The 12738-nt window shown below is 63.9% G+C and carries 13 protein-coding genes; 6 read left to right on the top strand and 7 right to left on the bottom strand.

Annotated features, from left to right (window positions below; translation table 11 throughout):
* The first annotated feature begins 33 nt into the window (after positions 1-33).
* Entirely contained in the window at positions 34-1341 is a 1308-nt protein-coding gene (gene hemN, locus G566_RS0108730; RefSeq protein ID WP_022680291.1) for an oxygen-independent coproporphyrinogen III oxidase, read from the top strand.
* 6 nt (positions 1342-1347) lie between these two features.
* Here the strand turns inward: hemN and G566_RS0108725 are convergent, their stop codons facing one another.
* Positions 1348-2616 (bottom strand): Y-family DNA polymerase, encoded by a 1269-nt coding sequence (locus G566_RS0108725; protein WP_022680290.1) that lies wholly within the window; start codon positions 2614-2616, stop codon positions 1348-1350.
* Between the two features lie 102 nt (positions 2617-2718).
* On the opposite strand from G566_RS0108725, the gene G566_RS0108720 reads away from it, so the two are divergent.
* Positions 2719-3495, top strand: a complete 777-nt coding sequence (locus G566_RS0108720; protein ID WP_051136008.1) for a queuosine precursor transporter — start codon at positions 2719-2721, stop codon at positions 3493-3495.
* A 43-nt stretch (positions 3496-3538) separates the two neighbouring features.
* Here the strand turns inward: G566_RS0108720 and G566_RS0108715 are convergent, their stop codons facing one another.
* The 6 genes from G566_RS0108715 to G566_RS0108690 all read right to left on the bottom strand — a co-directional run bounded on the left by G566_RS0108715 (position 3539) and on the right by G566_RS0108690 (position 8427).
* Positions 3539-3769 carry a hypothetical protein gene (locus tag G566_RS0108715; RefSeq protein ID WP_156874472.1) on the bottom strand — a complete coding sequence of 77 codons (231 nt, stop codon included), beginning with the start codon at positions 3767-3769 and terminating at the stop codon, positions 3539-3541.
* Positions 3770-4075: 306 nt separating this feature from the next.
* The gene (locus G566_RS0108710; protein WP_084706824.1) at positions 4076-4999 is read right to left on the bottom strand and encodes an MBL fold metallo-hydrolase; all 924 of its coding nucleotides are present in this window, start codon (positions 4997-4999) and stop codon (positions 4076-4078) included.
* Positions 5000-5198: 199 nt separating this feature from the next.
* The gene (gene purQ / locus G566_RS0108705) at positions 5199-5864 is read right to left on the bottom strand and encodes a phosphoribosylformylglycinamidine synthase subunit PurQ (protein WP_022680286.1); all 666 of its coding nucleotides are present in this window, start codon (positions 5862-5864) and stop codon (positions 5199-5201) included.
* A complete protein-coding gene (gene purS, locus G566_RS0108700; protein WP_029131452.1) occupies positions 5861-6091 on the bottom strand; it encodes a phosphoribosylformylglycinamidine synthase subunit PurS in 231 nt (76 codons plus the stop codon). The genes purQ and purS overlap by 4 nt, the downstream gene beginning before the upstream one ends.
* A 52-nt stretch (positions 6092-6143) precedes the next feature.
* Positions 6144-7694 (bottom strand): AarF/UbiB family protein, encoded by a 1551-nt coding sequence (locus G566_RS0108695; protein ID WP_022680284.1) that lies wholly within the window; start codon positions 7692-7694, stop codon positions 6144-6146.
* Between the two features lies 1 nt (position 7695).
* Positions 7696-8427 carry a class I SAM-dependent methyltransferase gene (locus tag G566_RS0108690; RefSeq protein WP_022680283.1) on the bottom strand — a complete coding sequence of 244 codons (732 nt, stop codon included), beginning with the start codon at positions 8425-8427 and terminating at the stop codon, positions 7696-7698.
* 71 nt (positions 8428-8498) lie between these two features.
* Here G566_RS0108690 and mutM point away from each other — a divergent pair, with 71 nt between their 5' ends.
* The 4 genes from mutM to G566_RS0108670 all read left to right on the top strand — a co-directional run bounded on the left by mutM (position 8499) and on the right by G566_RS0108670 (position 12674).
* Positions 8499-9326 carry a bifunctional DNA-formamidopyrimidine glycosylase/DNA-(apurinic or apyrimidinic site) lyase gene (gene mutM, locus G566_RS0108685; RefSeq protein WP_022680282.1) on the top strand — a complete coding sequence of 276 codons (828 nt, stop codon included), beginning with the start codon at positions 8499-8501 and terminating at the stop codon, positions 9324-9326.
* A 93-nt stretch (positions 9327-9419) separates the two neighbouring features.
* Positions 9420-9689 carry a 30S ribosomal protein S20 gene (gene rpsT, locus G566_RS0108680; protein WP_022680281.1) on the top strand — a complete coding sequence of 90 codons (270 nt, stop codon included), beginning with the start codon at positions 9420-9422 and terminating at the stop codon, positions 9687-9689.
* 711 nt (positions 9690-10400) lie between these two features.
* Complete coding sequence (gene dnaA, locus G566_RS0108675) at positions 10401-11774, top strand: chromosomal replication initiator protein DnaA (RefSeq protein ID WP_029131451.1); 1374 nt, start codon at positions 10401-10403, stop codon at positions 11772-11774.
* A gap of 39 nt (positions 11775-11813) precedes the next feature.
* Positions 11814-12674, top strand: coding sequence for a DMT family transporter (locus tag G566_RS0108670; protein WP_156874471.1), 861 nt, complete (start codon positions 11814-11816; stop codon positions 12672-12674).
* Positions 12675-12738 lie beyond the last annotated feature (64 nt).

Here is a 12738-nt window from a genome sequence, read left to right as displayed (position 1 = left end):
CCGGCACAGCCACGGCGGCCATACAATCCCGCCATGGCTATATTCCATCCCGATCTCGCCGCGCAGCCCGTGCCGCGCTACACCAGCTACCCCACGGCAGCGCAATTCCACGAAGGCGTGGGCGCGGGCGAGCAGGGCCAGGCGCTCGCCGCCATCCCTGCGGGTGCGCCGGTGTCGCTTTATCTCCATGTGCCGTTCTGCCGGCAGATCTGCTGGTATTGCGGCTGCAACACCGGCGTGGCCGCCAATGACCGGCTGAAGCGCTATGAAAAGGCGCTGCTGGCCGAAATCGCCACGGCGGCCAGCCTGATGAAGGGCCGGGTGATCGCCGTGCAGTTTGGCGGCGGCAGTCCCAACGCTTTGGCCGCGCCCGTGCTGGCCCGCATCATCGCGGCGTTGCGCGCCCAGTTCGACGTGGCAGACGGCGCCGAAATCGCCATGGAGCTTGATCCGCGCGCCATACAACCGGGCGATGCCAAGGTGCTGTCGGCTGCCGGCGTCAACCGCATCAGCCTGGGTGTGCAGACGTTCGCGCCGCACCTGCAGAAACTCATCAACCGCATCCAACCCCTCGACACCATCATGACCGCCGTGGACCAGTTCCGCGGAGCCGGCATCAAGGCGATCAATTTCGACCTGATGTATGGCTTGCCCGGCCAGAGCGTTGTCGATCTCACCGAAACCATCGAACAGGCATTGCTGCTGAAACCCGACCGGGTGGCAGTGTTCGGTTATGCCCACATGCCGTCGGCCATTGCCCGTCAGCGGATGATCTCTGATCTCGATCTGCCGGGTGCCGCGGCGCGTTTTGCCATGAGCAAGGCGGCCCACCGGCTGTTCACGGCGGCAGGCTATGCCGCCATCGGTTTCGATCATTTTGCGCTGCCGGATGACAGCCTGGCCCGGGCCGCAGCGGATGGCGAGATGATCCGCAATTTCCAGGGTTATGCCACGCAGGCCGGCGAGGCCGTGATCGGGCTGGGGGCGACCGCGATCAGCCAGTTCTCTGGCCTGATCGTGCAGAATGAAAAGCATCTGGGTCAGTGGGAGGCCGCCGTGAACGCCGGGCAGCTGGCCGGCACGCGCGGTGTGGCGGTGAACGCCGATGATGCCCAACGCAGTGACGTGATTGCCCGCCTGTTGTGTGATGGCATGGTGGATGTTCCGGAACCGCTGGCCGACGCGCTGCCCCAACTCGCAAGGCACGCGGCGCGCGGATTGGTGCGGCTGCATGGCCGGCAGGTGGCGCTCACGCCCGATGGCTGGCCCTATGCGCGGCTGATCGCATCGGCCTTCGATGCGCATCTGAAGGCCCCGCAGCGCCATTCAAAGGCGGTGTGATCCCGTTTATTCGTGGAACTCTGCTAGTTCCGGGATGCGGGTGAAGGCAATCGCCGGCCCGCGCGACCGTGTGGCGCCACCGTCATGGTGGCCCAGGGTGACGGCATCGCGGCCGAAACGCTGGTTCATCCGGTCCATCGCTTCGCTCAACGCCAGCCGCTTTGCATCGGTGCGGGCGCACAGCAGCGCGTTTGAATCAAACAGATCGGCCTGCGCGGCGTTGGCCGGAGTCAGTTCGGCCAGAACTACGCCCACCTGCAACAAGCGGCGATGCGGGAATTCCGCCGCCATGCGCGCCCACAGGCCCTCCATCGCTTCGACCAGGCTGATCGAATCCATCACCTGGCCCAGCTTCACCCCGGCTTTCCATTTCGTGCCGCGCACCTCGCCCTTCACGAACAGGCCCAGCCATCCGGCGCGGCTGTCGGCGCGGCGCAGGCGGGTGCCGGCCTTCATCACCAGCCGTCGCGCCACCAGCCGCGCCACCGGCAGTTGGCGCTTCTCCGGCCCCAGCACATGGCTGTGGCCGATGCTGCGCCGCTGGGTTTCCACATCGGCCACTTCGTGCCCCTGCAACTGCCGGTGCAGCCGTTCCCCCCACACGCTGCCCCAAGCCCCGCGCGCCTGGGCCGGGCTCATCGCCAGCAATTGCGCCATCGTCACCAGACCGGCTGCGGCCAGCCGCTTTTCCATCGCCCGGCCCACGCCGGGAATGTCCGAAAGCGGCAACCGCTCCAGCCGGGCGCGGCGTATATCCTCGGTCAGAATGGTCAGCCCGTCGGGCTTCTTCATGTCGGCTGCCATCTTGGCCAGCAGCCGGTTGGAGGCAACGCCAATGGAGGCGGTGAGGCATTCGCCCACATTGGCGTTCAGCCCGGCCTTGATCGCCGTTGCGAGGGCGGCAACCGCGGCCGGGCTGTTCTCGTTGTCCATCAGGCGGCACGCCACCTCGTCGATGGAACAGATGTTGGTCACCGGGACGTGCCGGTTCACTTCGTCGATCACCTTGTGGTGAAAACGCACATAATCATCATGGCGGCCGGGCACGATCACGACATCGCGGCACATGGCTTTCGCCTGCCAGATCTTGGTGCCGGTGCGGATGCCATATGCTTTCGCCTCGTAACTTGCCGCAATTGCGCTGGTGCTGTCGGTCATCACCGGCGCCACCACCACCGGCCGGCCGCGCAGGGCCGGGTTCATCTGCTGCTCAACGCTGGCGAAATAGCTGTTGAGATCGAGGTAGAGCCAACGCAGAGGCAGCGAATCAGCCATTATTCTCGGATAACACAAATAGAACGAAAAGTGAACAAATAAGCTGCGTCATCCGGCACCTTCCGCCGGCCAGACGGGCCGCCTATGGTGCAGTTCATGTCGATGGATCCCGAAGCCAAGGCCCTGCTGGACGCAGCCGCCGCCCATGAACCCACTGGCGTTCGCGCTGTGGCGGCCGATGCGCTGGCCGGCCGGCAATTGCGCTATTATGATTTCTGCATGGCGGCCTTTGCCGTCATCCTGATCTGTTCCAACCTGATCGGTGCGAGCAAGCCGGCGCAGGTGGACGTACCGATCTGGGGCACGGTCACGTTCGGGGCCGGCATATTGTTCTTCCCGCTCTCCTATGTGCTCGGCGACGTGCTCACCGAAGTCTATGGCTATGCCCGGGCCAGGCGCGTGGTGTGGGTGGGTTTTGCCGCCTCGATCTTCGCTGCCACCATGAGCTTTGTCGTGGTCTCATTGCCGCCCGATCCGAGCTGGAAAGGCCAGGCCGCACTGGCCGAGGTGTTCGGTCAGGTTCCGCGCATCTTCCTGGCTTCCATCTTGGCCTTCTGGGCCGGTGAAATGGCCAATGCCTTCGTCCTCGCCCGCATGAAACTGCTCACCAACGGCCGCATGTTGTGGACGCGAACCATCGGCTCGACCGTGGTTGGGCAGGGCGTGGACAGCCTGATCTTTTATCCGCTGGCCTTCTGGGGGATCTGGGAACCGGCGCTGGTGTTCAGCGTGATGGCCACCAACTATGCGCTCAAGGTCCTGTGGGAAGCGCTGCTCACGCCCGTCACCTATCGCGTGGTGGCGTGGTTCAAGGCCGTCGAAGGCCTGGATGTCTATGACACCGGCACGGATTTCACCCCGTTCAAGACGAAGGTGTGAACACGGGCGATGTGAAAAATGGCGGCCTGAAAACCGGCTGATGTCAGAACAGGCTGGGCATCAGCGCGATGCGGCGACGGGTTGTCTGCGCCGGGTTCGGGCGGCCACCGCGCGCCAGGAAGGCGCCGGCATCAATCACAAGCATCGCTGCCAGCATCACAACGGACACAGCGGCCATCACCAGCCAGATCACCGCCATCAGCGGCATCAGAGCAATGCCAGCCAGCGACATCGGCGCGGGGGGAGCGGTAACGCTGAGGGCCGGGCTGTACACGGTCGTTTTCCCCGAAAGCCTGTTGCCAGTCGCGAGCACGTCATGTGGGACACTGGCCATCTGCGTCTAAGCCTCCCTGAACCGAGGAACAATACACGTTCCTTTCAATATTATTAAGCAAAGATTGCGTTTCCGGCAAGCCCTTGGCGTCGATTCCGCCAAGCTGTTGATTTTGCAAAACACGTCTGCCCACCCCGGCGGAGATTCGCACCAGGATGGACGCATCTCCTGACGCAAACCGGGAGAATCGCAGCCGTTAAGAATGGATTTCCAATCAGACCCCGCCACCCACCGGCAGCGCCGCCATCACAGCATCAGGCGCAACAAATCGCGGCCAACGATGATGCGGCCTGCAAACGCCTTGGCAGCCGCCGTCTGCCACATGTCATCGGTCACGCTGGCATCGCCGCCCGGCACGAAATGGCTGAGCACCAGCGTCTTCACGCCCGCCGCCGCCGCGATCTCGCCAGCCTGTTCCGCCAACGTGTGGCTGGCCAGCAGATGCGCGCGCAAGGTTGGCGCATTCGATTCAGAGGCAATCAGCCGCTCCATCGCCGGCAGATACATCACTTCCTGCACCAGGAAATCCGCCCCCCGCGCCAGATCGATCAGCGCTTGGCACGGCCGCGTATCGCCCGACCACACCACCGATTTGCCCGCCCAGTCAAAGCGATAGGCGAAGCTGTCAACCAACGGCGGATGCTCCACCCGCGCCGCCGTCACCTTCAGGCCCGCACTTTCCAGCAATACGCCCGGTGCGACTTCGGCCACGCTGATCATCTTGCGCAAATCCGGCCGGCCTTCATCCGCCATGCGCGTCTCGATATCCACGCGCGCAAAGCGCAGCCAATCCCGCGCCATCTGCTTCATGCCCCGCGGCCCATGCACCGTCACCGGCGTGGTCAACGCCCCACTCCACGCCAGCCACGGCAGGGTGAAGGCATCGGCCACATGATCATTGTGCAGATGCGTGATCCACATCTGCGCCAGATTCTTCAGCGGCAACCCCGCCAACGCCGCCTGCCGCGCCACGCCATTGCCGGCATCAATGATGTGGAGTTGCCCGCCAATCATCAACGCCATGCTCGGCGCAGCCCGCAAGGCTTTCGGAGTCGGGCCGCCGCCGGTGCCGAGCAGCACGAGCTGATCAGGCAGCGGCTGGGCGCGCAGACCGTGCGGAATCAAGGTGGCTGCGCCAGCGAGCGCGAGCATCTGACGACGTGTGTGCATGGTGGCCTCCCGCCGCCACGGTGCGGGAGCGCGGCGGCAGAGACAAGCGGAAATAGGGCCTCCGGCGGGCAGGGTCGCAGACCCTGCACCCGTTTGTTTTTTTGGCCTACGCCTGCAAGATGGGCGCTGGTGGGAGAGGCGCGACTGATAACGAACGGGTGCAGGGACGAGTCCCTGCCCGCCGGAGGCCCCGTTGGGCTTAACCCAGCGCGGCCTGAACCGCTTCGAACATCCGCCGGCCATCGGTACCGCCCTGGGGGTCTTCGATCAGCCGTTCCGGGTGGGGCATCATGCCGAGCACGTTGCCGGCGTCGTTGAGAATGCCGGCGATGGCGCGGGCCGAGCCGTTGACGGGTTCGGCGTAGCGAAAGGCGACGCGGCCTTCGCCTTCAAGGCGGTTCAGCGTGTCTTCGTCGGCGAAATAATTGCCGTCGTGGTGGGCGACGGGGATGGTCACCGTTTCGCCGGCGGCATAGCGGCTGGTGAAGATGGACTGGCTGTTGACCACTTCGAGCCGGACTTCGCGGCAGACGAAGTTGAGGCCGGCGTTGCGCATCAAGGCGCCGGGCAGCAGGCCGGTTTCGGTGAGCACCTGGAAGCCGTTGCAGATGCCCAGCACCGTGCGGCCTTCGCCGGCTGCCTGGACCACGGCCTGCATCACCGGCGAGCGCGCCGCCATGGCGCCGGAGCGCAGATAATCGCCATAGGAAAAGCCGCCGGGGATGCCGATGAAATCAAGGCCTTCGGGCAGGCTGGTTTCGGCGTGCCACACCATCTGGGGCGCGGTGCCGGTCACCTTGGTGATGGCATCGGCCAGATCCCGATCGCAGTTGGAACCGGGGAAGACGATGACCGCGGCCTTCACGGCATTTCGATCCGGAAATTCTCGATCACGGTGTTGGCGAGCAGCTGGCGAGCCATGGCTTCGACCGTTTCGCGGCTGGTGCCGTCGGCCAGTTCCAGCTCGATGATCTTGCCGGCGCGGACATCGCCCACCCCTTCGAAACCCAGCCCTTTCAGGGCCGATTCGATGGCCCGGCCCTGCGGGTCGAGCACGCCATTTTTCAGGGTGACGGTGACGGTGGCTTTCATGGGCGCGGCCATAGGCTGAACGCGCGCGGGGTGCAAGCGGTGGAGGCTGATTTCAGCTCAGCAAAACAGCCGCAGCCGCGCCCAGCCCGGCCGCCAGCAGTAGCCAGGGCGTCGACCAGCCGCCAACGCTCTTCTCCGGCAGCGGCGGCAGTGGCGCTTGCGGCGGGGCGGCGCCGGGCATGGGATTTTCGGCGACCCACTGGCGGAAGATGCGCGGCAACTGGCTGAGCGCGCGGGCGTTCAGCACCAGCCGGTCGGCGATCACCGCTTCCGGACCCATCTCGTCGCGCACCCAGTTGCGAACATAAGGCTCCGCCACTTCCCACATATTGACGTGCGGATCGATGGTGAGTGCGACGCCTTCCACCATCACCATGGTTTTCTGCAACAGCAGCAGGTGCGGCTGCACCGGCATGTCGAAGCTGCGGGTGATGGAGAACAGGCCTTCGAGCAGATCGGTGATGGCGATGTCCTTCGCCTGGCGACCGCGGATCGGCTCGCCGACAGCGCGGAGCGCCGTGGCAAAGGCCGCCGGATTGTGGTGCGGCGGCACATAGCCGGCTTCGAAATGAATCTCGGCGACACGGGCATAATTGCCGGTCACGAGGCCGTGCAGGATCTCGGCCAGATACAGTCGCGCGCGGCGGTTGATCCGGCCCATGATGCCGAAATCGATGACGCCGATGCGGGCATGATCGATGCCCCCATCACGGCCAACGCCGGGCGGAATCACGAACAGATTGCCCTGGTGCAGATCGGCGTGGAAGAAGCCCTTGGCGATGGCCTGGGCGAGGAAGCCGTTGACCAGCACGCGCGCCAGCGCCGGCCGGTCGATATCGAGCGCAGCCAGCGCGGCCCGGTCCGACACCTTCACGCCGTCGATCCAGTCGATCACCAGCACGCGCCGGGTGGAGCGCTGCCAATCGATGCCGGGCACAATGTAATCGGGCTCGCCGGCCAGGATCTCGCCCAATTCCGACGCATTGGCGGCTTCGCGGCGCAGATCGAGCTCGGCTTCGATCCAGCTCTTGAAGGTGGCAATAACGGCGCGCGGTCGCAGGCGGGCAAATTCGCCGCCCAGTGTTTCAATATGGCCGGCGCCCCATTCATAGGTGGCCAGCGCCGAAGACACTTCGGCCTCGATGCCGGGGCGCAGCAGCTTGATGGCAACGGTGCGGCCATCCGACGTGACGCCCTTGTGGACCTGGGCGATGGAGGCGGCACCAATCGCTTCGGGTTCAATCGACTGGAACTGGGTTTTCCAGTCGCCGCCATAAATGCCGTTCAGGATGGGCTCGATCGTGCTGAACGGGGCGGGGGGGACGGCGTCCTGGAGGCGGGCCAGATCGGTGGCAGCTTCCAATCCGATCAGATCGGGGCGGGTGGCGAGCGCCTGGCCCAATTTGATGGCGGCGGGGCCAACCGAGGCGAGGCCGGCAGCGAAATCGGGGGTGGCGGGGGCGCCAGTACCGAAGCGCGCGACTTTCGCCAGCAGCCGTACAGCAAACGGCAGCCGCCGGTCCTCAAACGGACGCAGCCCGCCACTGCGCGCCAGCCGCCGGCCCCATTTCAACAGCCGCCACAGGTGGACGATGGCGATCAAATCAGACCTTCCATCCCGAATGTATGGCGACCGCGCCGCCCAGGATCGGCGTGTATTTGACCTGGGAGAAACCGGCCGCGGCGATCATCGCGGCGAATTCCGGCATCTTGGGAAAGCGCCGAATCGATTCGATCAGATAGCGGTAGCTCTCGCCATCCTTGGCCACCATTTCCCCAATGCGCGGCACCAGTTTTTCCGAATAGATATCATAGACTTCAGCGAAACCGGGCCAAGTCGTGCTGGAAAATTCCAGGCAGAAGAAGCGCCCGCCATAACGCAGCACGCGATGCGCTTCCTTCAGGGCTGCCGGAATATCGGTGACGTTGCGGATGCCAAAGGCAATGGTGTAGGCATCAAAGCTAAAGCTTGGAAAACTCAGGGTTTCCGCATTCTCCTCGCGCCAGATGAGGCTGGTCAGGCCCTTTTCGGCCGCCCGCTCCATGCCCACTTCCAGCATGGCGGGGTTGATATCGGCCACCGTTACATTGGCGCCAGACTTTTCCATCCGGAACGCGATGTCCCCGGTGCCGCCGGCCATGTCGAGAATGTCCTCGCCGGTGCGCGGGTTTACCCGGCGGACGAAATCATCCTTCCACACCCGGTGCATGCCGGCCGACATCAGATCATTCATGATGTCGTAACGCTTTGCCACAGAACGGAAAACGTCGCCCACGCGGCGGGTTTTCTCCTCCGGGGCAACCTCTTCATATCCAAAGCTGACGGTATCGCTCATCGTCTGTCCTTTTCGCATCGGCGGCTTAGCCGAGGCTTGGCGGCCATGCAAACGCCGCCTATGTCGCGGCCATGCCCGAGCTTCCCGAAGTCGAAACCGTGATGCGCGGCCTGACCCCAGTGTGGGAAGGCCAACGCTTCACCCGTGTCATTGCCAATCGGCCCGATCTGCGCCGGCCGTTGCCGGAGGCGTTGGGCCAACGACTGACCGGGGCTATCGTCACCCGGCTGGACCGGCGCGCCAAATATGGCCTGGTGGAGACCGATCGCGGCGATACGCTGATTATCCATCTCGGCATGTCGGGCCGGATGCGGGTTGATCCGGAAACCCTTGAAAAACATGATCATGTCGTGTTCGAAACGGGCAATGGCCGGGTGGTGGCGTTCAATGATGCCCGGCGCTTTGGCAGCCTTGATCTGGTTGCGACCGGAGAGGCAACGGCGCATCCGCTGCTCGCCAATATTGGTCCGGAGCCGCTTGGGCCTAACTATGGCCTGCCGTTGCTCAAGCGCATCTTTGCCGACAGGCTTGCCCCAGCCAAGGCGATCCTGCTCGATCAGCGGCTGATCGCGGGCCTGGGTAACATCTATGTGTGCGAGGCGCTCTATCGTGCCGGTATTCATCCCGAAACACCCGGTGGCGTTGTATCGGCCGCGCAGCTCAAACGGTTGGCGCCTGCCATCCCGCAGGTGTTGGCCGAGGCGATTGCGGCGGGCGGCTCCACCTTGCGCGATCATGCGGCGCCCGACGGCACGCTGGGCTATTTCCAGAAAGACTTTGCCGTCTATGGCCGCGAAGGGCAGGCTTGCGTTGCCTGTGCCACGCCGGTGGCCCGCATCGTGCAGTCCGGCCGCTCCAGCTTCCTCTGTCCGCAGTGCCAACCGCGCGACAAGACTTGACCGCAGGCCAGCCCTCGCTTAAGGCGCTCACTTTCCGGCGCGGCCCCTCAAAGGCTGGTGCCTGCCCACCATTGAACAGACTTGCAGGAAAACATGGCCAACACGCCCCAGGCTGAAAAGCGCATCCGCCGCAACGACCGCCGCGCCGCGATTAACAAGGCGCGCGTCAGCCGCATCCGCACCTTCGTGAAGAAGGTCGAAACGAGCCTTGCTGCCGGTGATGCCGCTGCCGCTGCTGAAGCGCTGAAGGCTGCCCAGCCGGAAATGATGCGCGGCGTCGCCAAGGGTGTGCTTCACAAGAACACCGTGTCGCGCAAGATCAGCCGCCTCGCGGCCCGCGTGAAGGGTCTGGCGACCGCCTGATCATCATCGGCGCCCATCGGGCCGGTCAGTCGTTTCAAAACGGGGTGTTGCCAAGTGGCGGCACCCCGTTTTCGTGTCACGATCGTTGATCGCTGGTGTCTGCCTGCCTGGTAGTGATTCGCGGCCGATGCCGGCGATTCGCGACCGGAACAGCCGATTCGCGGTTTTTGACCGCCGGTATTGGTTCCGAAAGTGGACCAAGCTGTGATCTGTTGCGCCGCACAAGCGAATTGCTGCGCTGCAACGCACCCTGCGACGCATCCTGCGGCGTCATCAAAGCGTCATTGTTTTGACACAAAAAATCCAAGCGCTTAGCCCTCTTCGCTGCCTGATCGTGTCCACACGCGATAATGATTCGGCACGTAAATCCAAAGAGTTGCGGCGCTCTCCAAGGTAAGTCTCCGGATGGGCTGTCAACAGCTTTATTTGGCTGTGGATGGAAATTGGTCGCTTGCAGCACTGCGCCCACCCTGCTTATTTGCGACATGGTTTGGGCCGGCCGGCGTGATGAACGCCAAACGACCCGATCACGCAACACGCGATGCTGGCTGTGCCCTGCTTCAGGCGCAGTGGGGCAATTGTGTCTGGCTCAATACGGCCGGCTGGTATCGTGCGTTCTGGACGGAAATGTGCCTCTGCTGAGGGGGCTTGTGTCAATTGCCGAGGTGCGGCGGAAGGAAGGGGTGCGTGTCGACGGCTGTTGCATCAGTTATGCCTTCTGGCTTTCAGCCAGTGCCGCAGGGTGGCTCGATCGACTTTTCCGTCAACGATCGTGACGTGTGGACGCGTGTCCGCGCCGCCCTGAAAGCTGATGCCGGCGATCACAGCTATGAAGCCTGGTTGGCTCCTTTGGCGCTCATCGGCTGCGACGGTGAGACGCTGCGTCTGGCCGCGCCGTCGGCCTTTGCCGCTGATTGGGTCACCAGCAACTATGCCGATCTGCTGCGCCGCCATTGGTCACAGCACCAGCCGTCGCTCCGCCGTGTGGCCGTGCAGCAGGGCCAGGCCATGGTGGCGACACCGTCGGCCACAAAGGCGGCAGCTCCGGCTGCAGCCCAGTCGCTCCCGGTCGATGCCCGCTACAGCTTTGACAATTTCATCGTCGGCAAGTCCAATGAATTGGCCTACAATGCCGCTCTGGCCATGGCCGAGCCGGGCGCGCCGGGCTTCAACCCGCTGTTCCTGCATGGCACCACAGGGCTGGGTAAGACCCACCTGATGCACGCCATCGGCAATTCCTATCTGGCGCACCACCCGAGCGCCCGCGTCGCCTATCTGTCGGCTGAGAAATTCATGGTCGAGTTCATGGCGGCCATGCGGGCCAAAGACACGATCAGCTTCAAGCAGCGGCTGCGCTCGGTCGATCTGTTGATGATCGACGACGTGCAGTTCATTGCCGGCAAGGAATCGACCCAGGAAGAATTTTTCCACACCATGAATGAGATCATCGGGGCCGGAAAACGCCTGGTGATCACCGCCGATCGCAGCCCACAGAATCTGGAAGGCATTCAGGAACGCATCCTGTCGCGTATGGCCTGGGGTCTTGTCGCCGATATCAATCCGGCCGACTACGAACTGCGGTTGAACATCCTGCATGCCAAGGTCGCCACGCTTGGCAACCGCTGCGCTGTGCCTGATGACGTGATCGAGTTCCTCGCGCGCAAGATCACCGCCAACGTGCGTGAACTGGAAGGCGCATTGAACCGCGTCACGGCCTTCGCCCTGCTGGTCAACAAGCCGGTAAGCCTTGAATTCACCCGTGAAACGCTGGCCGATCTGCTGCGCGCCCACGAGAAGAAACTGACCATCGACGAGATCCAGCGCAAGGTTGCCGATTATTACGGTCTCAAGGTTGCCGATCTCCTGTCCGAACGCCGGGCCCGCGAAGTCGCGCGGCCGCGCCAGATCGCTATGTATCTGGCCAAGAAAATGACGCCGCGTTCGCTGCCGGAGATCGGCCGCCGGTTCGGAAAGCGGGATCACACCACGGTGATGCACGCGGTCAAGCGCGTGGAACAATTGCGCGCTGACGATCGCGAAATCGATAGCGATGTTGCAACACTGACCCGACTGCTGGACGGCTGAGGCTTCCCAGTCCGCAGCCAAGCGCCTAACTGCAATGTTGTGCAGCGCCTAAAAAGTTCCGGCCCGTTCTGGTTCATTCTCTCCTGCTTCGCCTTTGCGTCGATGTGGGTGATGATCCGCTTTGCAGCGCGCCACCTTCACAGTTTTGAGATTGTTTTTTTCCGTAATTTCATTGGTTTGCTCTTCCTGGTGCCGATGATGCTCGGCACGCCTGGCCTGATCCGGCGAGACCGGATGAAGGTGCACCTTGGCCGCGCCACGTCGGGCTTCATTGCCACGATGGGCACCTTCTATGCGGTGGCCAACGCGCCGCTCGCCACCACCCTGGCCATCAATTACACGGCGCCGCTGTTTGGTACGCTGGGGGCCGTGCTGGTGCTGGGTGAACGCATCCGCGCCCGGCGGATCGCGGCGCTTGCCGTGGGCTTTGTCGGCATGCTGCTGGTGCTGCGGCCCGGCCAACTGCCGCTGACGGCGGGAATCGTGGCCGGCATCGTGTCGGCAGTGTCCACCGGTTATTCGATCGTGGCCATGCGCAGCCTGGTGGGGGTGGATGATGCCCGCGCGGTGGCGGCATGGACCTTCATCCTGACGACCATCCCCAGCCTGGCGGTCGCACTGTTCGTCTGGCAAACGCCGCCGCTGGTGGTATGGCCGCTGCTGGCCGGCATTGGCGCGGCTGCGGCTATCGGCCAACTCACGCTCACCCGGGCCTTCTCGCTGGCCGAAGCCTCCGCCGTGCTGCCACTGGATTTCGTGCGCTTCGGCCTCATCACAGCGGCCGGCATCCTGCTGTTTGGCGAGACCTATGATGCGCTCACGCTGGCGGGCGGGGCATTGATCCTGTCCTCCACCATCTATCTGGCCTGGCGCGAAGCGCAGTTGAAGAAAGCGGGCTGATTGTTTGGAAAGGTTGCGGGCGGGGGCGGCGCTGCTCATAAGCTCAGTATCACATTTCAAACAT

It is taken from the genome of Sandarakinorhabdus limnophila DSM 17366, from assembly GCF_000420765.1.
In the GTDB taxonomy this organism is placed as follows: Bacteria; Pseudomonadota; Alphaproteobacteria; order Sphingomonadales; family Sphingomonadaceae; genus Sandarakinorhabdus; species Sandarakinorhabdus limnophila.
Note: the sequence above shows the minus strand (reverse complement) of the source record. Positions and strands in the feature narration are given on the sequence as shown.